This window comes from Enterobacter sp. JBIWA008 (genome assembly GCF_019968765.1).
Classification (GTDB): Bacteria; Pseudomonadota; Gammaproteobacteria; order Enterobacterales; family Enterobacteriaceae; genus Enterobacter.
In genome coordinates this window covers 2720698-2740855 of record NZ_CP074149.1, presented here as the reverse complement: position 1 = coordinate 2740855, position 20158 = coordinate 2720698, and the positions used below count along the sequence as shown (strand labels likewise).

The 20158-nt window shown below is 55.2% G+C and carries 22 protein-coding genes, 1 pseudogene and 1 other annotated feature; of the genes and pseudogenes, 9 read left to right on the top strand and 14 right to left on the bottom strand.

Annotation, left to right across the window (positions count from 1 at the left end):
- Positions 1-7: 7 nt before the first annotated feature.
- Genes KGP24_RS13270 through KGP24_RS13260 form a run of 3 tightly spaced genes read left to right on the top strand, consistent with a single transcriptional unit; the run spans position 8 to position 2906 of the window.
- Positions 8-1021, top strand: a complete 1014-nt coding sequence (locus tag KGP24_RS13270) for an ABC transporter ATP-binding protein (RefSeq protein ID WP_023312095.1) — start codon at positions 8-10, stop codon at positions 1019-1021.
- Positions 1018-2022, top strand: coding sequence for a murein tripeptide/oligopeptide ABC transporter ATP-binding protein OppF (gene oppF, locus KGP24_RS13265; protein ID WP_023312094.1), 1005 nt, complete (start codon positions 1018-1020; stop codon positions 2020-2022). Before KGP24_RS13270 ends, oppF begins: the two co-directional genes overlap by 4 nt.
- Positions 2023-2069: 47 nt before the next feature.
- The gene (locus KGP24_RS13260) at positions 2070-2906 is read left to right on the top strand and encodes an ion transporter (RefSeq protein ID WP_223560753.1); all 837 of its coding nucleotides are present in this window, start codon (positions 2070-2072) and stop codon (positions 2904-2906) included.
- Between the two features lie 30 nt (positions 2907-2936).
- Here the strand turns inward: KGP24_RS13260 and KGP24_RS13255 are convergent, their stop codons facing one another.
- Both KGP24_RS13255 and cls read right to left on the bottom strand, forming a co-directional pair.
- Entirely contained in the window at positions 2937-3266 is a 330-nt protein-coding gene (locus tag KGP24_RS13255) for an HI1450 family dsDNA-mimic protein (protein ID WP_006810881.1), read from the bottom strand.
- Positions 3267-3299: 33 nt separating this feature from the next.
- A complete protein-coding gene (cls, locus tag KGP24_RS13250; RefSeq protein ID WP_008502791.1) occupies positions 3300-4760 on the bottom strand; it encodes a cardiolipin synthase in 1461 nt (486 codons plus the stop codon).
- Positions 4761-4918: 158 nt separating this feature from the next.
- On the opposite strand from cls, the gene KGP24_RS13245 reads away from it, so the two are divergent.
- From KGP24_RS13245 to KGP24_RS13235, 3 genes and pseudogenes are all read left to right on the top strand, one after another.
- Positions 4919-5092 carry a YciY family protein gene (locus KGP24_RS13245; protein ID WP_086379783.1) on the top strand — a complete coding sequence of 58 codons (174 nt, stop codon included), beginning with the start codon at positions 4919-4921 and terminating at the stop codon, positions 5090-5092.
- Between the two features lie 111 nt (positions 5093-5203).
- Positions 5204-5839, top strand: a complete 636-nt coding sequence (gene leuE, locus KGP24_RS13240; protein ID WP_223560752.1) for a leucine efflux protein LeuE — start codon at positions 5204-5206, stop codon at positions 5837-5839.
- Between the two features lie 162 nt (positions 5840-6001).
- Positions 6002-6770 (top strand): annotated as a pseudogene (locus KGP24_RS13235) (GNAT family N-acetyltransferase).
- A 41-nt stretch (positions 6771-6811) separates the two neighbouring features.
- Here KGP24_RS13235 and KGP24_RS13230 read toward each other — a convergent pair.
- Positions 6812-7108, bottom strand: coding sequence for a YciI family protein (locus KGP24_RS13230; RefSeq protein WP_223560751.1), 297 nt, complete (start codon positions 7106-7108; stop codon positions 6812-6814).
- Between the two features lie 220 nt (positions 7109-7328).
- Here KGP24_RS13230 and tonB point away from each other — a divergent pair, with 220 nt between their 5' ends.
- Complete coding sequence (tonB, locus tag KGP24_RS13225; protein ID WP_198886034.1) at positions 7329-8051, top strand: TonB system transport protein TonB; 723 nt, start codon at positions 7329-7331, stop codon at positions 8049-8051.
- 38 nt (positions 8052-8089) lie between these two features.
- Here the strand turns inward: tonB and yciA are convergent, their stop codons facing one another.
- The 4 genes from yciA to KGP24_RS13205 form a co-directional block, all read right to left on the bottom strand.
- Entirely contained in the window at positions 8090-8485 is a 396-nt protein-coding gene (gene yciA / locus KGP24_RS13220) for an acyl-CoA thioester hydrolase YciA (RefSeq protein WP_008502796.1), read from the bottom strand.
- A 104-nt stretch (positions 8486-8589) separates the two neighbouring features.
- A complete protein-coding gene (locus tag KGP24_RS13215; protein ID WP_223560750.1) occupies positions 8590-9129 on the bottom strand; it encodes a septation protein A in 540 nt (179 codons plus the stop codon).
- 56 nt (positions 9130-9185) lie between these two features.
- The gene (locus KGP24_RS13210) at positions 9186-9929 is read right to left on the bottom strand and encodes a YciC family protein (RefSeq protein WP_223560749.1); all 744 of its coding nucleotides are present in this window, start codon (positions 9927-9929) and stop codon (positions 9186-9188) included.
- Positions 9930-9954: 25 nt separating this feature from the next.
- The gene (locus KGP24_RS13205; RefSeq protein ID WP_223560748.1) at positions 9955-10359 is read right to left on the bottom strand and encodes a YkgJ family cysteine cluster protein; all 405 of its coding nucleotides are present in this window, start codon (positions 10357-10359) and stop codon (positions 9955-9957) included.
- A 282-nt stretch (positions 10360-10641) separates the two neighbouring features.
- Between KGP24_RS13205 and ompW the strand changes: the two genes are divergently transcribed.
- Both ompW and KGP24_RS13195 read left to right on the top strand, forming a co-directional pair.
- Entirely contained in the window at positions 10642-11274 is a 633-nt protein-coding gene (ompW, locus tag KGP24_RS13200; RefSeq protein WP_223560747.1) for an outer membrane protein OmpW, read from the top strand.
- 144 nt (positions 11275-11418) lie between these two features.
- Positions 11419-11625: a hypothetical protein gene (locus KGP24_RS13195; protein ID WP_223560746.1), complete on the top strand. Its 207-nt coding sequence runs from the start codon at positions 11419-11421 to the stop codon at positions 11623-11625.
- 159 nt (positions 11626-11784) lie between these two features.
- On the opposite strand, the gene yedF is transcribed toward KGP24_RS13195, so the two are convergent.
- From yedF to KGP24_RS13160, 7 genes are all read right to left on the bottom strand, one after another.
- A complete protein-coding gene (gene yedF, locus KGP24_RS13190) occupies positions 11785-12018 on the bottom strand; it encodes a sulfurtransferase-like selenium metabolism protein YedF (RefSeq protein WP_223560745.1) in 234 nt (77 codons plus the stop codon).
- Positions 12015-13226: a selenium metabolism membrane protein YedE/FdhT gene (yedE, locus tag KGP24_RS13185; protein WP_223560744.1), complete on the bottom strand. Its 1212-nt coding sequence runs from the start codon at positions 13224-13226 to the stop codon at positions 12015-12017. The genes yedF and yedE overlap by 4 nt, the downstream gene beginning before the upstream one ends.
- Before the next feature lie 180 nt (positions 13227-13406).
- A complete protein-coding gene (trpA, locus tag KGP24_RS13180; protein WP_223560743.1) occupies positions 13407-14216 on the bottom strand; it encodes a tryptophan synthase subunit alpha in 810 nt (269 codons plus the stop codon).
- Positions 14216-15409: a tryptophan synthase subunit beta gene (trpB, locus tag KGP24_RS13175; protein WP_223560742.1), complete on the bottom strand. Its 1194-nt coding sequence runs from the start codon at positions 15407-15409 to the stop codon at positions 14216-14218. Before trpB ends, trpA begins: the two co-directional genes overlap by 1 nt.
- Positions 15410-15419: 10 nt before the next feature.
- On the bottom strand, positions 15420-16778 hold the full coding sequence (trpCF, locus tag KGP24_RS13170; protein ID WP_223560741.1) for a bifunctional indole-3-glycerol-phosphate synthase TrpC/phosphoribosylanthranilate isomerase TrpF: 1359 nt from the start codon (positions 16776-16778) through the stop codon (positions 15420-15422).
- 3 nt (positions 16779-16781) lie between these two features.
- The gene (trpD, locus tag KGP24_RS13165) at positions 16782-18377 is read right to left on the bottom strand and encodes a bifunctional anthranilate synthase glutamate amidotransferase component TrpG/anthranilate phosphoribosyltransferase TrpD (RefSeq protein ID WP_023312079.1); all 1596 of its coding nucleotides are present in this window, start codon (positions 18375-18377) and stop codon (positions 16782-16784) included.
- Positions 18377-19939: an anthranilate synthase component 1 gene (locus tag KGP24_RS13160; RefSeq protein ID WP_047174183.1), complete on the bottom strand. Its 1563-nt coding sequence runs from the start codon at positions 19937-19939 to the stop codon at positions 18377-18379. The genes trpD and KGP24_RS13160 overlap by 1 nt, the downstream gene beginning before the upstream one ends.
- Before the next feature lie 23 nt (positions 19940-19962).
- Positions 19963-20056, bottom strand: a sequence feature (Trp leader region).
- Between the last annotated feature and the right edge of the window lie 102 nt (positions 20057-20158).

The following is a 20158-nucleotide window of genomic DNA, read 5'->3' as shown; positions in this document are numbered from 1 at the left end:
CGCCGTCATGACAATTATTGAAACGGCCACTGCGCCACAGGCGCAACAGCAGAATAATCTTCTGCTGGATGTGAAAGACCTCCGCGTGACCTTTAAAACGCCGGACGGGGATGTTACCGCCGTCAACGATCTCAACTTCAACCTGCGCGCGGGCGAAACGCTCGGAATCGTGGGCGAATCCGGATCCGGTAAATCGCAGACTGCCTTTGCGTTAATGGGCCTGCTGGCTGCTAACGGCGTGATTGGCGGTTCCGCTAAATTCAACGGTCGTGAAATCCTTAACCTGCCGGAGCACGAGCTGAACAAGCTGCGCGCTGAGCAGATCTCGATGATTTTCCAGGATCCAATGACCTCGCTGAATCCTTATATGCGCGTAGGCGAGCAGCTGATGGAAGTCCTGATGCTGCACAAAGGCCTGGGCAAAGCGGAAGCCTTTGAAGAGTCGGTCAAAATGCTGGATGCGGTGAAAATGCCGGAGGCACGCAAGCGTATGCGCATGTTCCCGCACGAGTTTTCTGGCGGTATGCGTCAGCGCGTGATGATTGCGATGGCGCTGCTGTGCCGGCCAAAGCTGCTGATTGCCGACGAACCAACCACCGCGCTGGACGTTACCGTTCAGGCGCAAATTATGACCCTGTTGAACGAGCTGAAGCGTGAGTTCAACACGGCGATTATCATGATCACCCACGACCTGGGCGTGGTGGCGGGCATCTGTGACAAAGTGCTGGTGATGTACGCCGGTCGTACCATGGAGTACGGCAAAGCGCGCGATGTCTTCTATCAGCCTGCGCACCCGTACTCGATTGGTCTGTTGAATGCGGTGCCGCGTCTTGATGCAGAAGGGGAATCTCTGCTCACCATTCCGGGCAACCCGCCAAACCTGCTGCGTCTGCCGAAAGGCTGTCCGTTCCAGCCGCGCTGCCCGCACGCGATGGAAATCTGCAACAGCGCTCCGCCGCTGGAAGAGTTTGCACCAGGCCGTCTGCGCGCCTGCTTTAAGCCGCAGGAGGAGCTGGTATGAACGCATTAGATGAAAAACGCAACGTGCTGCTCGAAATCGCTGACCTTAAAGTGCATTTCGACATTAAAGACGGCAAACAGTGGTTCTGGCAGCCGCCGAAGACCCTGAAAGCGGTGGACGGCGTCACGCTGCGCCTGTATGAAGGGGAAACTCTGGGCGTGGTGGGAGAGTCCGGCTGCGGTAAATCGACCTTTGCGCGAGCCATTATCGGTCTGGTAAAAGCCACCGACGGTAAAGTGGCCTGGCTGGGTAAAGATCTGCTGGGTATGAAACCTGACGAGTGGCGCGAGGTGCGCAGCGATATCCAGATGATTTTCCAGGATCCGCTGGCATCACTTAACCCGCGTATGACCATTGGCGAGATTATTGCCGAGCCGCTGCGGACCTATCATCCGAAGATGTCTCGTCAGGAAGTGCGCGATCGCGTTAAGGCAATGATGATGAAAGTCGGCCTGTTGCCTAACCTCATCAACCGCTACCCGCACGAATTCTCCGGCGGTCAGTGCCAGCGTATTGGTATAGCCCGTGCGCTGATCCTCGAACCGAAGCTGATTATCTGCGATGAGCCGGTTTCCGCGCTGGACGTGTCCATTCAGGCACAGGTGGTTAACCTGCTGCAGAAGCTGCAGCGCGAAATGGGGCTGTCGCTGATCTTCATCGCGCACGATCTGGCCGTGGTAAAACACATCTCTGACCGCGTGCTGGTGATGTATCTGGGTCATGCCGTGGAGCTGGGTACCTATGACGAGGTGTACCACAATCCATTGCATCCTTACACCAGAGCGCTGATGTCCGCGGTGCCGATCCCAGATCCCGATCTGGAAAAGAATAAGACCATCCAGCTGCTGGAAGGTGAATTACCCTCACCGATTAACCCGCCCTCTGGCTGCGTCTTCCGCACGCGCTGCCCAATGGCCGGGCCGGAATGTGCAAAAACGCGACCGGTTCTCGAAGGCAGTTTCCGACATGCGGTTTCCTGCCTGAAAGTAGACCCGTTATAATCGCAAGGGCTGACATGATGTCAGCCCTTATTTTTTGAGAGGTTATTGTGTCGCGTTTATTCAGGTCAGCTCGTCGGCGGCTTTATCATTTTCTATTCGATCCTGAAACGGTATCCGGGCGTCGCGTCGAAGGTGTTTGCGGTTTATTTGCGCTTCTCAGCGTGGTTGTCATCTTTTTTGAATCGGGTGCCGGGACGCAATATCACCTTACGTTTGACGAATGGCATATCTTTGTCTGGCTTGAGCTGGCGATTACCCTGGTCTTTACCGCCGAATATCTCCTCAGAGTAATAGCCTGGCCCAACCCGGCCAGATATGTTTTCAGCTTCTGGGGATTTATCGATTTAGCCACCACCCTGCCGCTCTATGTGATGTGGCTGTGGCCGGAGATCAGCCTCAGTTATGTCTTTGTCTGGCGAGCGATGCGCGTGATTCGGGTATTACGTATTCTGAAATTACTGCGTTTTATGCCGTCATTACGCGTGTTCTGGAGTGCAATCGTCAGCGCACGGCATCAGCTTATTCTGTTCTACTCGTTTATTGCCATCGTCATGATTGTTTTTGGCGCGCTGATGTATTTAATAGAAGGGCCCAGATATGGCTTTACGACGCTCAATGCGTCCGTCTACTGGGCGATTGTGACCGTCACGACCGTGGGTTACGGTGATATTACGCCCCATACCCCACTGGGTCGCATCGTGGCGTCAGTGCTGATTTTGATTGGCTATTCGGTGATAGCAATCCCGACGGGGCTTATTACTACACACATGAGTAGTGCCTTTCAGAGCCGGAAGCAGCAGCGCAAGTGTCCTCATTGCCAGCAGGGCGAACATGAACACGACGCGCGGTATTGTCATCGCTGCGGCAATAAATTGCCGGAGTAAATAAAAAAGGCTGCAATCGCAGCCTTTTTATTATTCGCGCCAGAGAATATGGCACAGCTTATGGTCTTTCTCACGACAGAGCAGGACGCGCGCGAAAATATCGTTAATTTCGCCACCGTCCTCATCGGCCAGCCCAATCACCACTTCGGCAAAGAAGTCCGGATTCAGGTCGAAATCAACATGCTCAGCCCAGTCTTCTGAAGGGTCGAACAATTCGGCACCGCCGCGCTCTTCGAACTGCAGATTAAAAAGGATCACGTCCGCGGGATCGAGATTATCAACCGCCAGTTCGAGAAAAATGTCATAGGCCTGCTCGAGCGTTTCGTCTTCGGTCAGGCGATTGTTCAGATCCATTTCCATGATGACTACCTGTTTAACATCGTTGGGCACGTTTTACAGCAACGGACTAAAGAAGTAAAACAGTCGTTCGGCAATTCTCTGCCACAGCGGACGTTTTACCCACAGTCTGGCATCCAGCAGACGCGAGCGGGAGATATAATCATCCTGCACCGCTGCCAGATCGCCGCCAAAGCCGGCATCATCAATGACCAGAGTGATTTCAAAGTTTAGCCACAGGCTGCGCATATCCAGATTGACCGTGCCCACCAGGCTCAGTTCACCGTCGACGAGAACGCTCTTGGTGTGGAGCAATCCGCCTTCAAACTGGTAAATTTTCACCCCGGCGGCCAGCAGTTCGCTGAAGAATGCCCGGCTGGCCCAGCCTACCAGTAGGGAGTCATTTTTACGCGGCAAAATGATGCTCACATCGACACCGCGCTGGGCGGCGGTACAGATCGCGTGCAGAAGGTCGTCGCTGGGGACGAAGTAGGGCGTCGTCATGATCAGATATTCACGCGCTGAGTAGGTTGCTGTCAGCAGCGCCTGATGGATTAAGTCCTCCGGGAAGCCCGGCCCGGAAGCAATGGTATGAATAGTGTGACCGCTGGCCTCCTCAAAAGGCATAATATTGCCGTCCGGCGGCGGCGGCAGGATACGCTTGCCGGTTTCAATCTCCCAGTCGCAGGAGTAAACGATGCCCATCGAGGTGGCAATCGGCCCTTCCATTCGCGCCATCAAATCCACCCACTGGCCCACGCCCGAGTCCTGCTTGAAGAAGCGCGGGTCAACCATGTTCATACTGCCGGTGTAGGCAATATAGTTATCGATCATGATCATTTTGCGATGCTGGCGGAGATCCATCCGGCGTAGAAACACGCGCAGGAGATTCACCTTCAACGCCTCAACCACTTCGATCCCGGCATTGCGCATCATGCCCGCCCAGGGGCTACGGAAAAATGCCACGCTGCCTGCGGAGTCAAGCATCAGGCGGCAGTGAATGCCGCGCCGCGCGGCGGCCATCAGCGATTCAGCGACCTGGTCAGCCATCCCGCCGGGCTGCCAGATATAAAAAACCATCTCGATATTATGACGCGCCAGCTGAATATCGCGGATTAACGCCTGCATGACGTCGTCGGACGAGGTAAGTAGTTGCAGTTGATTGCCCTTAACACCGCCAATCCCCTGACGGCGCTCGCACAGCTTAAACAGTGACGATGCGACGCTGCTGTTCTCCTCGGCGAAGATATGCTTGCAGGCCTTAAGATCGTTCAGCCACTTTGCGGTTGAGGGCCACATGGCGCGGGCGCGCTCGGCGCGGCGTTTACCCAGATGAAGCTCACCGAAAGAGAGATAGGCAATAATTCCCACCAGCGGCAGGATGTAGATGATCAGAAGCCAGGCCATGGCAGAGGGTACGGCTCTGCGCTTCATCAGGATGCGTAATGTCACACCCGCGATTAACAGCCAGTATCCCAGAATGACCAGCCAACTCACCACGGTGTAGAAGGTTGTCATAGGTAAAAAAATCCTTTTGAAAGCGTATTGTTATGAGTGTACGCATCAGGATTCATCTGGCAAATAAAAACGCCAGGTAAAAGCGCTGGTTTGCTGCCGGGTTGGGTTTATAATGGCCTTTCTTTTAGAGAAAAAGTGTTAGAGAAAGAGTTGTAGACATGAAGCGCAGTAGAACAGAAGTAGGGCGCTGGCGCATGTTGCGACAGGTGAGTCGTCGCAAGGCTCGTTGGCTGGAAGCACAATCCCGCCGCAATATGCGTATTCACGCCATCAGAAAATGTGGATTGACCCGGCACCGCAATGCGTTGTTGTTTGCAGTCCAGGATATCTGAGTACCATGAGGGCACCGTAACTGATGCCCGCTGATTTTATAGCGTCTGATTTTTTGGGGAATAGCGTATTTGCAGCGCTATTCCTGCTGTGTTTAGCAAAAGGAGGGAGAAGTGTTTGCGGAGTTTGGCGTACTGAATTTCTGGACGTATGTTGTTGGCGCGTTTTTTATCGTGCTGGTACCGGGGCCGAATACCCTGTTTGTGCTCAAAACCGGAATTGGACACGGCGTTAAAAAAGGATATCTTGCCGCGTTGGGCGTATTTATCGGCGATGCGGTTCTGATGTTTCTTGCCTGGGCGGGCGTCGCGGCATTGATCCAGACCACCCCCGTACTGTTTAATATCGTGCGCTATCTCGGGGCTTTCTATCTGCTCTGGCTGGGGGGCAAAATGCTCTGGTCGGTGGTGAATCGTCAGAAAAACGCCCATGAGAGTGGCCCTGAACCAGCCAGTATGATCATGAAACGTTCGCTGGTGTTAAGTCTGACCAATCCCAAAGCGATCCTGTTCTACGTATCGTTCTTTGTTCAGTTCATTGACGTGAATGCACAGAGCACCGGCACTTCTTTCCTGATCCTCGCGACGACGCTGGAGTTAATAAGCTTTACGTACATGAGCTTCCTGATCTTCTCCGGTGCGTTTGTCACACGCTATCTCAAAACGAAAAAGAAAATGGCAACGCTGGGGAACGGGCTGATAGGGTTGCTGTTTGTTGGATTTGCGGCGAGGTTGGCGTCGCTACATTGATTGAAAGGCTCCTGAGGGAGCCTTTTTAATTCTGTTTGACAATTCCTCATCATTTAGTTGTATGGTGAAACTAAATGATGCGGGCAAAATATGCACAGCGAAACCCCGGTAGTCAGTGTTATTCGACGTTCCTCTCGCCTGATGGTGTGAGAGTTAGGTTTTATGAGTCTACCCAGGCCTCAACGAATTACTCACCTTCGGCCGTCCAAACCCTGCCCTACGCAAAGAAATGACGGCGAGTCAGCTGGTGCAACTGCTGGGCCTGGAAAAGTCCATCGTCAGCCGGATGCTGGCTCGCCTGATTGCAGCGGGCGAACTGGAGGAGGTGACTTCAGCTGAAGATCCGAGAGCTAAGAGTTTCAGGCTGACCGCGAAAGGTCATGGGACGGTCAGTAAAATTAATATCTTTAGCAATGAGCGCGTGGTCTCAGCAATAAAGCCTCTTGCTCCTGCCCAGCAGCAGACCATTTCTGAGGGACTCTCCCTCTATGCCAACGCGCTGCTGGCATGCCGTGAGACGGGTAACGACACGCACTCCGACGAGCTCACGATAGTGCAGGGGTTGCAGAATTTAGTGAACGGTTGGATAAGACATGCAACCAGATCTGGCTGGCGGTGATGAACGGCAGGATAGTGGGGTCAGTGGCGATAGATGGCGAAGATTTGGCGCCGGGTGAAGCCCATCTTCGCTGGTTTATTCTTGACGATGGTTGCCGGGGACATGGGGTGGGGAAAAAAACTGCTGACCGAAGCGATGCGCTTTTGCGACAGTGTTGGTTTCTCTGCCGTGCATCTCTGGACACTCAATAAGCTTACCGCCGCCCGGTGTCTGTACGACTCGTTTGGATCTACGCTGGTAAAAGTGTGGGAAGGCGACCAGTGGGGAAGCCTTATCATAGAGCAGCAGTTTACCCGGCATAGAGACGCATAGCCGCCGCCATAAAAAAGGCTCCTTTCGGAGCCGCTTTGGTATCAGAACACTTTCTTATACGGTCGAACCGTTACTTTCGCATACACACCTACGGCAACGTACGGATCTGCGTCAGCCCATGCCTGAGCGCTTTCCTGAGATTCAAACTCAGCAATCACTGTGGAACCGGCAAAACCGGCGGCGCCAGGATCGTTGCTATCTACTGCAGGCATTGGGCCGGCGGTGAGTAAACGGCCCTCATCCTGGAGCAGCTGCAAACGTGCCAGATGCGCAGGGCGTACAGACTGGCGTTTTTCGAGTGAATCGGCAACATCTTCAGAGTAAATCACGTAAAACACGGCGAAGCTCCTTAACCAGTAAAAGTGCGAGTTACGTTATGTGAAAGGGCTAACGACTGCAATGTAAAATAAAAACAATGTTAATACCCTGATCCGAATGAGCCTTTTTTGGCCTCTCAGGCGCTAAAGTTGCGTCAGAACAAAGTGTCTTATTGAATATGATTGCTATTTGCATTTAAAATCAGTGTTCGGTTTTTTAACGTTGATGATTATGACTTCGATGACCCTTGATTTACCTCGCCGCTTTCCCTGGCCGACGCTGCTTTCTGTCGTGATTCACGGTGCTGTTGTGGCGGGTTTACTGTATACCTCGGTTCATCAGGTTATTGAAATGCCCGCGCCCGCGCAGCCGATTTCGGTGACGATGGTATCGCCAGCGGATCTCGAACCGCCGCAGGTAGCACCTCCGCCACCGCAGCCGGTGGCTGAACCTGAGCCAGAGCCCGAGCCAGTTCCGGCGCCACCGAAGGAAGCGCCGGTGGTGATCCACAAGCCTGAACCGAAGCCAAAACCTAAGCCGAAGCCAAAACCGGTGAAGAAGGTCGAGGAGCGTCCGAAACGCGAGGAACGTCCGGTTGAACCGCGTGCGACCCAGACGGTGGAGAATGCGGCGCCTTCGCGTCCGGTGATGAATAACACCGCAACCGCGCCTAAGCCGACAGTCAGTGCCCCCGCGGGCCCGCGCGCGCTGAGTCGCAACCAGCCTCAGTATCCGGCGCGAGCGCAGGCCTTACGTATTGAAGGCCGCGTACGGGTAAAATTTGACGTCACTGCCGATGGCCGCGTGGATAATGTGGAAATCTTGTCCGCTCAGCCTTCTAATATGTTTGAGCGTGAAGTGAAATCGGCGATGCGCAGATGGCGCTATGAAGCAGGAAAACCGGGCAACGGACTGATTGTGAATATTGTTTTCCGCCTGAACGGCGGGGCACAGATGGAATAAAAAAAGCCTCCTGATGGAGGCTTTTTTTTGCCTGTCGATCAGGCCTGGGGAAGTTGACGAGGTTTGCCCTCGCTATCCACTGCGACATAAATAAACAGTGCTTCAGTGGCCTTATAACGCTGCCCAATAGGTTCAGAAGAGACTTTCTTCACCCAGACTTCGATGTTGATGGAAATGGAGGTATTACCGCGTTTCACGCAGCGCGCGTAGCAGCAAACCACATCTCCCACCGCAACCGGGCGCAGGAAGGTCATGCCGTCCACTCGTACAGTCACCACGCGCCCGTGGGCGATCTCTTTTGCCAGAATTGCGCCGCCCATATCCATCTGCGACATCAGCCAGCCGCCAAAAATATCGCCATTGGCATTGGTGTCAGCGGGCATTGCCAGTGTGCGTAAAACCAGTTCGCCCTGAGGGGCGTTAGTTGTTGTCATTGTTTTAACTCGTAACGGAAGACTTCAGGCGGGATGCTACTATGATTCGCGTGCGGAGAGAATAGACCAGAACGCCTGTCGTTGACGTTCTGGTCAGTCATTAATCAGTGCTTGTCGTCCTGCGGCATGTGGCGATAGATGTATACGCCGCTTAACAGCGTGAAGATAAGCGTCAGCGCGGTCAGGCCGAAGACCTTAAAGTTGACCCAGATATTCTGCGGCAGCCAGAAGGCGATATAGATATTGGCAAGACCACAGAGAATAAAGAAGATCGCCCAGGCGATATTCAAACGGGACCAGACTTCCTGAGGCAGCGTCAGCTCTTTGCCCAGCATGCGCTGGATCAGCGGCTTTTTCATGACCCACTGGCTAATTAACAATGCGCCCGCAAACAACGCGTAAATAACGGTCACTTTCCACTTAATAAACTCATCGTTGTGGAAGAACAGCGTAAGCCCGCCGAATACGGCGACCAGAACGAAGGTAACCAGCGCCATTTTTTCGACTTTACGATAGCGAACCCAGCTGTAGATCAGCACGACGGCGGTTGCAACGATCAGCGCAGTGGTCGCGGCATAAATATCGTAAAGCTTATAAAAAGCAAAAAAGACCACGAGCGGTAAAAAATCAAGAAACTGCTTCATTCTGTGATTCCATCTTCTGAGCGGGGCGGGAGACAGCGATGCCCCCCGCCTCAGGATTACTGACGAATTAACATATAGAGGCGGAACAGATAGACCAGCAGTACCGCTGAAATCAGATTGCTCAGCGTATTCGCCACTACCGCGCCAACATTGGGCGTTAATACCGCAAAATTCGGTGCAAACAATAGCAGGAGCGTTTTGGCGAGCAGCCAGCCGATCACGGCGGGAGCCACCAGACGCATGTTAGCCCATGCCAGTCTGATACTGCTGCGCATCGCGGTAAAAATCCCCATCTTATCCTGCACGACCATCACAGGCGCAAATGAGAGCACGATAGCCAGTAATACGCCCGGCACCACGACCAGCATAATCCCCATTTGTACCAGCATGGTGGTTAAAAAGATCAGGATAAACAGCTTAGGTAAAACTGGCGCACTGGCACCAATCGCCCGTAAGGCGCTGACCCGGTGACCCGCCGATACCAGCTGAATCATCAGCAAAACGCCGCCCGCCAGGATTGCATTACCAATCAGGCCTGAGAACGTGGATGCGGCAGACGCCCGCAACAGAATTTGCTGCTGCTCCGGCGTCATGTTCTGCACCAGTTCAAATAGCCCAACGCTTCCGGCAAGGTGGTCACCCTGGCTCAGGCTGGCAATCTGTTCATCGCTCGGTGAGAAGGCATGGCCCAGCACCACCGTGATAAAGGCACATAGCAACGCGATCAGTAAAAGGGTTATGAACTGATTGCGGAAAAAGTTTCCCGTGTCACGGTAGACAGACTTCGCCGTGATAGACATGCACTCTCCTTGAGTATTGCAGGTGTTAATTAGCCGGCAATTGTACACCGGATGCACCTGCTGTGGCAGCATCAAGGCTTGTATGGAAAAGCATATCTTTGTAAAGCGGCGGTAATCCAACGCGGGCCCGGGCGCGGTTACAGGCTTCGTTGACCTGCCCATCTTCCCCCGACATGGCAAATTCCCGGCACGGACTGGGGCGATCCTCGTAGATAGCACACCGGGTAGAGACTCCGGGCTCCCCCTGTAGCGCTACGCAGCGGGCCTGCTTTTGGTTTGTTCCGCTCATGCAGCGCAGAAAGGGGGTTAACGGCTCGGTAAGATGAACCGGAACGGTACCGCCGCCATCGCTGGCCTCGGCCCAGTAGAAAGAGACTCGAAAATACGCACAACAGGCTCCGCACGTCATGCACGGGTTAATATCACTCATGGCACACCTGCTAAAGAAGAACGCATCAAATCAACTTGTGAGAGCGATAAATTATCCAGCCGCCAGAGGAAGAGCAAGAGGGGGAAAAGGGAAAATTTTGTAACTGTGAAATGCCAAAAATTGACATGGAAACAACTTATTGTTTTTCAACCCGCCACAAAAAATTAACCCAGATCAATGAATGTTAACTTACTGGTTTTAATGTGATCTGTGGCAGATCACTTATTACTCTTTTATGAGTATATTCTCATCCGCGATTAAAACCACAACGATGGAGCGGATATGAAAAAATTAGCGGTGGCAGCCCTTGTATTAAGCAGTATCTCTGGCGGCGCGTATGCGCATGAAGCAGGCGAATTCTTTATTCGTGCCGGTTCGGCAACGGTTCGCCCGACTGAAGGATCGGATGACGTACTGAAAATGGGCGGTTTTAACGTCAGTAATAACACCCAGTTAGGTTTAACCTTTACCTATATGGCGACGGATAACGTGGGTATTGAGCTTCTGGCTGCAACACCGTTCCGTCATCGCGTGGGCCTCGGGCCAACCGGTGATATCGCCACGGTTCACCATTTACCGCCAACGCTGATGGCGCAATGGTACTTTGGCGATTCAAGCAGCAAGGTGCGTCCTTATATTGGCGCCGGTGTGAACTACACCACCTTCTTTGACGAGAAGTTTAACGATACCGGTAAAGAGGCCGGTCTGTCTGACCTCAGCCTGAAAGATTCATGGGGCATGGCAGGGCAGGTCGGGCTGGATTATCTGATTAACCGAGACTGGTTAATTAACGCCTCCGTCTGGTATATGGATATTGATACGGACGTACGCTTCAAGGCGGGTGGTCAGCAGCAGAGTATCAATACTCGCCTGGATCCGTGGGTGTTTATGTTCTCTGCGGGTTATCGTTTCTGATCCCCGTCAAACTGGCCACAGGATGGCCAGTTTGCTTTGCTCACTTCAAAACGACGGATAAACCGGCCGTTCATCAAGTTTTTCGCAGTGCCTCAGGACCTTTTCCCCATCATATAAATAGCCGAAAGCGTCGCTGGACGTGGAATGGAAAAGAATATCGCCGTTGGCAAACGGGATAATTTCGGTATCACCCGCGCGTTTATGTCCCGCGCCGGTTTCAAAATGACCGTGCCATCGTTCCTGGGTATGGTCATAAACGTGCAGAATAACCTCGACAAGTCCTCTTTGCGGACAATTAAGGCGCAGGAAGGTAGAAGAGAAGTTCAGGGACAGCGCATGGAAGGGAATTAATAAGGCGAAAACCAGTAAAGCTCGTAAATACATCAAACCGCGAAAACCTCCTTCAAAAGGGAAATGAGATTTTACTTAAGTCAAAAAACGCGTTTTTGCTGTGAATCAAGATATCTTATAATTCAAGACGATAAAGGCCTCTGACGAGGCCTTCAGCGATCATTTTTGAATCCAATAGCGAATGGTTGGGCCATCCTGCTGAATATCCAGCACCCTGTAGCCGTGGTTTTTCGCATCCAGCGGAATGTTGTTAATGGACTGCGGGCAGTCGCTGACCACTTCCAGAATTTCCCCTTTTTTAAGCTGCGGGAGCGCTTCAAGCGTGGCAACAGCTGGATAAGGGCAGGGTTCACCGACCATATCCAGACGGTAATCGGGCACGATCTCTTTCATGCAACATTCTCCTGCGTTTCTGTTTTAACACTCGCACGGCGGAAGAAGCGTTTCTCCTGCGCGACAACCAGTAAAAAAGCGACCAGCAGCAGGGCATAGGTGACCAGCAGGCCGCCGAGGGGGCCGAAGGTGCTCAGCAGGTTGACCTTATCCCAGTTCGTGGCCAGCACTGGGGACAGATCGTCCCAGAAGTACGCCAGGATCGTAGAGCCAATAACATTTCCAAGGCCCACCCACCAGTAATGCACCTGGCCTTCAACGGCACGGTACATCCAGCCGGTTTCACACCCGCCGGCCAGTACAATCCCGAAGCCAAACAGCAGACCGCCAATCACCGCATTAGGGCCAGCCCACATGATTTTCGGTTCAACGCCTAGCTGAACATAGCTGAAGATTCCGATGGCGCTCACCGCCATCCCGGCGATAATCGCCTTCGCCATCATCGTGCGGCCGGTGATCCACATATCGCGAAACGCGGAGGTAAAGCAGATCTGCGCGCGTTCAATGAGCAGACCAAAACCCACGCCGAACAGCATCGCCAGACCGAGTTTGGGCTGGTTCAGAGCCGTACACAGAGCCCATGCCACCATAGCGAAAAAGAGCAACATTCCGAGACGGAAACGGCGGCGAGCCTGAGAGGGCCTTTGCGTGAGCGGCGACGCTGCACTCACTTTGACCATTCTGACGGGAATGCGAAATAGCGGCAGAAGGGTAAATTTTGCGCCAAAGTAAGAGCCGATGGCCGTGGCAACAGCAAAGAACCAGGCGTGAAGCGAAAACTGAGGAATACCCGTAAAAAAGGCGGCAAGGTTACACCCCATCGCCAGACGGGCCCCAAACCCGGCAATGATACCGCCGACAATTGCCTGAAGAATGCGGGTCCGGCTTTTGGGCATCCGCAACTTAACGTTGTTTGCCCATAGCGCCGCAGCGAAACAGCCGCCGAACATGCCGATGATCATCATCCCGTCGATGCGGGTAAGCGGTGTTCCGTCCAGATGAATGAGTTTAAAGTAACCCCACTCTTCAGTATGCACGCCAGCGAGTTGCAGTAATTGACCACCCCAGCGGGTGAACTCGCCGGTCACGGCCCAGAAGGTGCCGGTGATGCCGAAATAGTAGGTAGAGAGAATGCCTGCCGCGATAACGGCCGGAACAGGTGACCAGAACTTAACCAGGTAAGTCTGTTTGAAGTATTGCCATGACATGAATAAGCCTCTGAACTCAGAAGGATTAAAGATAAAAAAGAGTCCAGATCATACGCTTGCACGTAAGAATGGAAAGCCACTCACGCCGAAAATATCGACGGGATCAATTTTAAGGTAATCCGTTGTAGAAGGCGGGGAAAGAAGGGTAACCGTCTGGCAGGGAGCCAGACGGTAGAGAGGTTATGCTTTACGCGTCGCCGCTTTCATTGCGGTCACAAACGCTTTCAGCTCGGCCAGCATCTGCTCTGGCTTGTCGACGTTCTTCTCGATGATTTTCACAATCGCGGAGCCGGAGATGGCACCTGCCGCCTTCGCGTCAATCGCTGCGGTGACCTGATCCGGAGAGGAGATCCCGAAGCCCTGCAGCGGCGGTGCGGCATGGTACTCCGCCAGCTTTTCCACCAGATGATGCAGCGGCAGGGCGGCTTTATTCTCGGCACCGGTCACGCCTGCGCGGGAGAGCAGGTAGGTATACCCCCGTCCGTAAGAGGCAATCTGGCGCAGCAGTTCGTCATCAGCGTTCGGTGGGCAGATGAAAATCGGGGCGACGTTATGGCGCATCGCCGCCTGACGGAATTGCGCGGACTCTTCAACCGGCACGTCTGCCACCAGAACGGAGTCGACGCCCACGCGTGCGCACTCGGCGTAAAACTCATCGATACCGCGGTTGAACACCAGGTTGGCGTACATCAGCAGGCCAATCGGAATGGTTGGGTGTTTCTGGCGAATCGCCGCCAGCATCTCGAAGCACTGGGTCGGCGTAACGCCTGAGGCAAATGCGCGCAGCGTCGCATTCTGAATGGTCGGGCCATCCGCCAGCGGATCGGAAAACGGAATCCCCAGCTCCAGCGCGTCGGCTCCGGCTTCAATCAGGGTGTCGATAATTTTCAGCGACTGTTCCGGGCCCGGGTCGCCCAGGGTGACGAAGGGAACGAACGCGCCTTCCTGGCGGGATTTCAGCTCTGCAAATACGTTATCGTAGCGTTCCATCAGATTTCCCCTCGTGCTTTCAGAATATCGTGAACTGTGAAGATATCTTTGTCACCGCGGCCGGAAAGGTTTACCACCAGCAGCTGTTCTTTTTCCGGGTTCTCTTTCATCATTTTCAGCGCGTGCGCCAGGGCGTGTGAAGACTCCAGCGCCGGGATGATCCCTTCGCTGCGGCACAGCGTTTTAAAGGCTTCCAGCGCTTCGTCATCGGTAATGGAGACATAGTCCGCGCGGCCGGTACTGTTCAGATACGCATGCTGTGGCCCGACGGACGGGAAGTCGAGGCCGGCAGAAATAGAGTAAGACTCTTCAATCTGGCCCTCGTCGGTTTGCATCATCGGGGATTTCATCCCGAAGTAGATCCCCACGCGGCCATGCTTCAGAGGCGCGCCGTGTTCACCCGATTCAATGCCGTGACCGGCAGGCTCGACGCCAATCAGACCTACGCTGGTGTCGTCGATAAAGTCTGCGAACATACCGATGGCGTTAGAACCGCCGCCAACGCAGGCGATCACCGCATCCGGCAAGCGACCTTCTTTTTCGAGGATCTGCGCTTTGGTCTCTTCACCGATCATGCGCTGGAATTCGCGCACGATAGTCGGGAACGGGTGCGGGCCCGCCGCGGTACCGAGCATATAGTGTGCGGTTTCATAGCTGCCAGACCAGTCGCGCAGCGCCTCGTTACAGGCATCCTTCAGCGTTGCGGAGCCGCTGTGCACCGGGATCACTTCCGCCCCCATCAGACGCATACGGAAGACGTTCGGAGACTGACGCTCAACGTCTTTCGCGCCCATATAGATGCGGCATTTCAGACCGAGCAGGGCGCTGGCAAGCGCAGAGGCCACGCCGTGCTGACCCGCACCGGTTTCGGCGATGATTTCGGTTTTACCCATACGCTTGGCGAGAAGCGCCTGGCCCAGCACCTGGTTAGTTTTATGCGCACCGCCGTGCAGCAGGTCTTCACGCTTCAGATACAGCGTGGTTTTGGTGCCTTCCGCCAGGTTGCGGCATTTGGTCAGCGCCGTAGGACGACCGGCGTAATTTTTCAGCAGGTCGGTAAACTCAGCCTGAAACGCCGGGTCTTTCTGCGCGCTGACAAACGCTTCTTCCAGCTGGCGCAGCGCGGGCATCAGGATTTGCGGGACGTACATCCCGCCGAATTCACCAAAATACGGGTTAAGTAATGTCGTCATCTTCTCTTCCTTAATATGCACGCAGAGTTTTAAAAACCGAGGCCAGCTTGCTGGCATCTTTAATACCCGGTTCTGACTCTACGCCTGAATTGAAATCGAGGCCTGCGCAGCCGGTTTTGGCGGCTTCTACGCAGTTATCCGGGCTTAATCCGCCCGCCAGCAGGACGTTGTCCAGTTTTTCGCCGTTCAGCAGCGACCAGTCAAAACGCTGGCCCGTGCCGCCCTGGCCGTTATCGAGGACATATTTATCCACGTGGTTCAGGTTACGCGAGGGCAAAGTATCGCCAACGCATTGCGCTTTCCAGATCTGCACCTGTGGTGCCAGCGCGGCGCGCAGGGCATCGATATAGCTCTGGTCTTCATCGCCGTGGAGCTGTACCGCGCTCAGGGATAACGCGTCGGCTTTTGCCGCAACGTCTGAAATATCTGCATTGCGGAAAACGCCCACGTAGCTGAGCGGAGCCGCTGCGATGACCTTACGCGCCAGCTCTTCGCTGACCGCGCGCGGAGAGGAATCCACAAAGATAAGCCCGCCATAAATCGCCCCGGCTTCATACGCGGCCTGGGCATCCTGTTCGCGGGTTAAGCCGCAGACTTTGTTTTCACCCAGCAGCACGCGACGTACCGCCGCACTGAGATCGTCATGCTCCATCATGGCGGAGCCAATCAGGAAACCGTTGGCGAAGTGGCTCAGCTCGCGCACCTGGGCGTAGCTGTTAATGCCGGATTCGCTGATCACCGTGACGCCAGACCCCAGACGCGGCGCCAACTGACGCGTACGGTTAAGGTCAATGGACAGGTCGCGAAGATCGCGGTTGTTAATTCCGACCACTTTGGCTTCCAGCGCAATCGCGCGCTCAAGCTCCTCTTCATTACTCACTTCGGTCAGCACGCCCATGTTCAGGCTGTGCGCCACGGCGGAAAGCTGGCGATACTGCTCGTCGTCGAGCACTGAGAGCATCAGCAGGCAGGCGTCGGCCTGGTAAAAGCGCGCCAGCCAGATCTGATAAGGGTCGATGATAAAGTCTTTGCACAGGATCGGCTGCGGCGCGATGCCGCTGACGATCGGCAGAAAATCGAAGCTGCCCTGAAAATATTTCTCATCCGTCAGCACGGAGATGGCTGATGCATGATGCTTATAAATGCCGGCAATACGCGCCGGGTCGAAATCGTCACGAATAACGCCTTTGGACGGGGACGCTTTCTTGCACTCAAGAATAAATGCGGTGCGCGTACCCTGCAGGGCGTCATAGAAACGACGGCTGCTCGGGACGACGTCATTCTGGAAACTGGCAAGCGGCTGCTGTTGCTTGCGGGCTTCCACCCAGATGGCCTTATCGGCAACGATTTTCGCTAAAACGGTCTGCATTCTTTACCCTCTTGCCGCAAGTGCGGTAACGCGATCGTAAGCTGCACCGGAGCGCAGTACATCCAGAACTTTTTGAACGTTGGCCTTCAGGTCTTCCTCACCGTGCAAACGCATCAGCATGGCGACGTTGGCAGCAACCGCTGCCTCGTGTGCGACCTCTCCTTTACCTTGTAATAAGCGCGTGAGAATGTCACGGTTTTCTTCCGGCGTACCGCCTGCCAGCGCTTCCTGATGGTATGGCGCAAGACCGAAGTCGGCAGCTTCCAGCTGGTAGCTCAGGATTTCACCATCGCGCAGTTCGGCCACAAGCGTAGGCGCATGAAGAGAAACCTCATCCATACCGCCGCTGTGCACCACGGCGGCACGTTGGTAACCCAGCACGCGCAGCGTCTCGGCAATCGGCAGAACCAGTTCCGGACTGTAGACACCAATCAGCGCCAGCGGTGGGTGAGCCGGGTTGATCAGCGGGCCGAGCACGTTAAACAGCGTGCGCGTTTTAAGCTGCTGACGAACCGGCATCGCGTGGCGGAAACCGGTATGGTACTTCGGCGCAAACAGGAAGCAGACGCCCAGGTCATCCAGCGCTTCGCGGGAACGCTCGGCGTTCATATCGAGATTAATACCGAATGCGGCGAGCAAATCGGAAGAACCTGACCGGCTGGAAACGCTGCGGTTACCGTGCTTCGCGACCTTCAAACCGCACGCCGCCGCCACGAAGGCGCTGGCGGTGGAGATATTGATGCTATTACTGCCGTCACCGCCGGTGCCGACGATATCGGCAAACTGATAGTCCGGGCGCGGGAACGGGGCGGCATTTTCCAGCAGGGCCGTAGCGGCACCGGCGATCTCCTGCGGGCTTTCGCCGCGCACCTTCATGCTCACCAGCGCGGCCGCCAGCTGTTCAGGTTTCAGCTCACCGCGAACCACGGCGGAGAAGAGCTGGTGGCTCTCCTGCTGGCTCAGGGTCTGCGCCTGGTACAGTTTTTCGAGAATCGGCTGCAGGGTATTGGTCTGCTCCAGCTTCTGTAACGCCCAGTCGAGCGTCTGCTCCAGCAGGCGGGCGCCGTGGGAGGTCAGAATCGATTCCGGGTGGAACTGCAGGCCGCAGACGCGGTCCGCATCGTGGCGCACAGCCATCACCATGCCTTCAAACGAGGCGTTGATCGTCAGCCCGGCGGGAATGTTGCTGCCAACCAGCGAGTGATAGCGCGCGACCGGAAGCGGATTAGGCAGCCCGGCAAACATTGCCTGGCCGTCATGTTCAATGCTGGACGCTTTACCGTGCAGGATCTCACCCGCCTGGCCAACGTAGCCGCCATAGGCTTCAACGATTGCCTGATGGCCGAGGCAGATGCCGACGATCGGCAGTTTGCCGCGCATCCGGGTCAGCAGCTCCGGCATACAGCCCGCTTCGCTCGGTGCGCCTGGCCCCGGAGAGAGCATCAGCACCGGGTTTTGCATGGTTGCCAGGCGGTCAATCAGGGTCTGCGCCGGAACGTGGTTGCGGTAGATAACGACGTTGTGGCCATTCGCACGCAGCTGATCTGCCAGGTTATAGGTAAAGGAGTCGATATTATCGAGCAGCAGAATGTCAGCCATCAGAAAATCTCCTGTGCATGATGTGCGGTAGCAATGGCGCGCAATACCGCGCGAGCCTTACTGCGGGTTTCGTCAGCTTCAGACTGCGGAACAGAGTCGAGAACAATCCCGGCGCCGGCCTGGACGGTGGCAATCCCGTCTTCAACGTAGGCAGAGCGGATCACGATGCAGGTATCGAGATCGCCGTGGGCAGTGAAGTAACCCACCGCGCCGCCGTAGCTGCCGCGACGGCGTCCTTCGGCGGCGGCAATCAGCTGCATGGCGCGCACTTTAGGCGCGCCGCTCAGGGTGCCCATGTTCATGCAGGCGCGGTAGGCGTGCAGCACGTCGAGATCGTGGCGCAGCTCACCGACCACGCGGGAGACCAGGTGCATCACGAACGAATAGCGGTCGACTTTTGTCAGGTCCGCCACGTAGCGGCTGCCGGGGGTACAAATGCGTGCCAGATCGTTACGCGCCAGGTCTACCAGCATCAGGTGCTCGGAGAGTTCTTTATGGTCGGTCCGCATCTCCAGTTCGATGCGGCTGTCCAGATCGCGGTCCAGCGAGCCGTCGGCGCGACGTCCGCGCGGACGGGTACCGGCAATCGGGTAGATCTCAATCTGACGGCTGGTGGCGTCGTATTTCAGCGAGCTTTCCGGCGAGGCGCCGAACAGCGTGAACTCGTTGTCCTGCATGAAAAACATGTACGGGCTTGGGTTACTCTTTTTCAGCACGTCGTAGGCTGCGAGCGGCGACGGGCAGGGCAGCGAGAAGCGACGGGACGGTACGACCTGGAAAATTTCCCCCGCGCGAATCGCTTTTTGCATCTGGCGAACCACGGCACCGTACTGATCGTCAGTCTGGTTAACGTCGCAGGTCATTTTCTCCACGCGCTGCACCGGCAGCGCGGGCGGCGCTTCCGTCATCTGCTGCTGCAGTTGAGCGATGCGGTGCTCAAGACGGTTTTTCTCAGCGGCAGACGGCGTGAACAGGCTCGCCTGGATGCGGGTGTATTGCTTCTGGTGGTCGATCACCAGCAGCGTTTCAGCCAGATAGAAGCAATAGTCCGGGCAGCGATTACCCTGCTCGGTTTCCGGCAAATCTTCAAAACCGGCAACCAGGTCGTAAGCAAACAGCCCGCCGAAGAACATCGCTTCACGCTCGTCTTCCGGCACGGTGACCAGGTTCTGCAGCAGGCGGAAGGCATCGAAAACGGACAGGGAGCAGAGGCGCGCGTCTTCGTCCAGCAGCTGGCTCACCGGCGGGAAATGCAGAATGCGCATTTCTGGATGACGTTCATTTTCAATGCCTGAAGGCAGGGCGGCATCCAGCAGCGGCAGCAGCGATGCGCCATTGTCAGACAATGCCTTGATGGTGACGGTGTCACCTAAAGCGGTAATGCGCAGCGCGCTGTCGACCAGCAGAAGACTCTTAAGGTCGTCCTTGCTGTCGATATCCGCAGATTCCAGCAGCAGCGTTGCCGGACGTGCCCCGCACACCTGATGAAACAGCGCGGTCGGGTTGTGGCGATAGGCCGCCTCGCAGGTCAGCAGTTCGAGATGAGGTTTGGCTGTTTGCATGTTGTTGTTCTCATATTTTGTTCAAAAAAAAGCCCGCTGGGAAGCGGGCGGGTATCTGTTTGCATTTCGCAGACGCGTGACACTGCCCGGAGATCAGGAAGTGCGCCACCAGCCGTGCAGAGTGAAATGTGCTGTCATTTTCAGATACCTTTCTCGTGTGAACTTGCGTACTAGTTAACTAGTTCGATGGCAAGTTGTCAACCCTTGATTTCAGAATTT

Coding starts and splice junctions, on each gene's coding strand:
- trpA (WP_223560743.1), bottom strand. CDS start 14,216: ATGGAACGCTACGATAACGTATTTGCAGAGCTGAAATCCCGCCAGGAA.
- KGP24_RS13255 (WP_006810881.1), bottom strand. CDS start 3,266: ATGGAAATGGATCTGAACAATCGCCTGACCGAAGACGAAACGCTCGAG.
- KGP24_RS13195 (WP_223560746.1), top strand. CDS start 11,419: ATGGAAAAGAATATCGCCGTTGGCAAACGGGATAATTTCGGTATCACC.
- KGP24_RS13270 (WP_023312095.1), top strand. CDS start 8: ATGACAATTATTGAAACGGCCACTGCGCCACAGGCGCAACAGCAGAAT.
- KGP24_RS13210 (WP_223560749.1), bottom strand. CDS start 9,929: ATGTCTATCACGGCGAAGTCTGTCTACCGTGACACGGGAAACTTTTTC.
- KGP24_RS13215 (WP_223560750.1), bottom strand. CDS start 9,129: ATGAAGCAGTTTCTTGATTTTTTACCGCTCGTGGTCTTTTTTGCTTTT.
- KGP24_RS13160 (WP_047174183.1), bottom strand. CDS start 19,939: ATGCAAACAGCCAAACCTCATCTCGAACTGCTGACCTGCGAGGCGGCC.
- cls (WP_008502791.1), bottom strand. CDS start 4,760: ATGACAACCTTCTACACCGTGGTGAGTTGGCTGGTCATTCTGGGATAC.
- trpD (WP_023312079.1), bottom strand. CDS start 18,377: ATGGCTGACATTCTGCTGCTCGATAATATCGACTCCTTTACCTATAAC.
- KGP24_RS13245 (WP_086379783.1), top strand. CDS start 4,919: ATGAAGCGCAGTAGAACAGAAGTAGGGCGCTGGCGCATGTTGCGACAG.
- ompW (WP_223560747.1), top strand. CDS start 10,642: ATGAAAAAATTAGCGGTGGCAGCCCTTGTATTAAGCAGTATCTCTGGC.
- yedE (WP_223560744.1), bottom strand. CDS start 13,226: ATGTCATGGCAATACTTCAAACAGACTTACCTGGTTAAGTTCTGGTCA.
- yedF (WP_223560745.1), bottom strand. CDS start 12,018: ATGAAAGAGATCGTGCCCGATTACCGTCTGGATATGGTCGGTGAACCC.
- KGP24_RS13205 (WP_223560748.1), bottom strand. CDS start 10,359: ATGAGTGATATTAACCCGTGCATGACGTGCGGAGCCTGTTGTGCGTAT.
- trpB (WP_223560742.1), bottom strand. CDS start 15,409: ATGACGACATTACTTAACCCGTATTTTGGTGAATTCGGCGGGATGTAC.
- trpCF (WP_223560741.1), bottom strand. CDS start 16,778: ATGCAGACCGTTTTAGCGAAAATCGTTGCCGATAAGGCCATCTGGGTG.
- yciA (WP_008502796.1), bottom strand. CDS start 8,485: ATGACAACAACTAACGCCCCTCAGGGCGAACTGGTTTTACGCACACTG.
- oppF (WP_023312094.1), top strand. CDS start 1,018: ATGAACGCATTAGATGAAAAACGCAACGTGCTGCTCGAAATCGCTGAC.
- tonB (WP_198886034.1), top strand. CDS start 7,329: ATGACCCTTGATTTACCTCGCCGCTTTCCCTGGCCGACGCTGCTTTCT.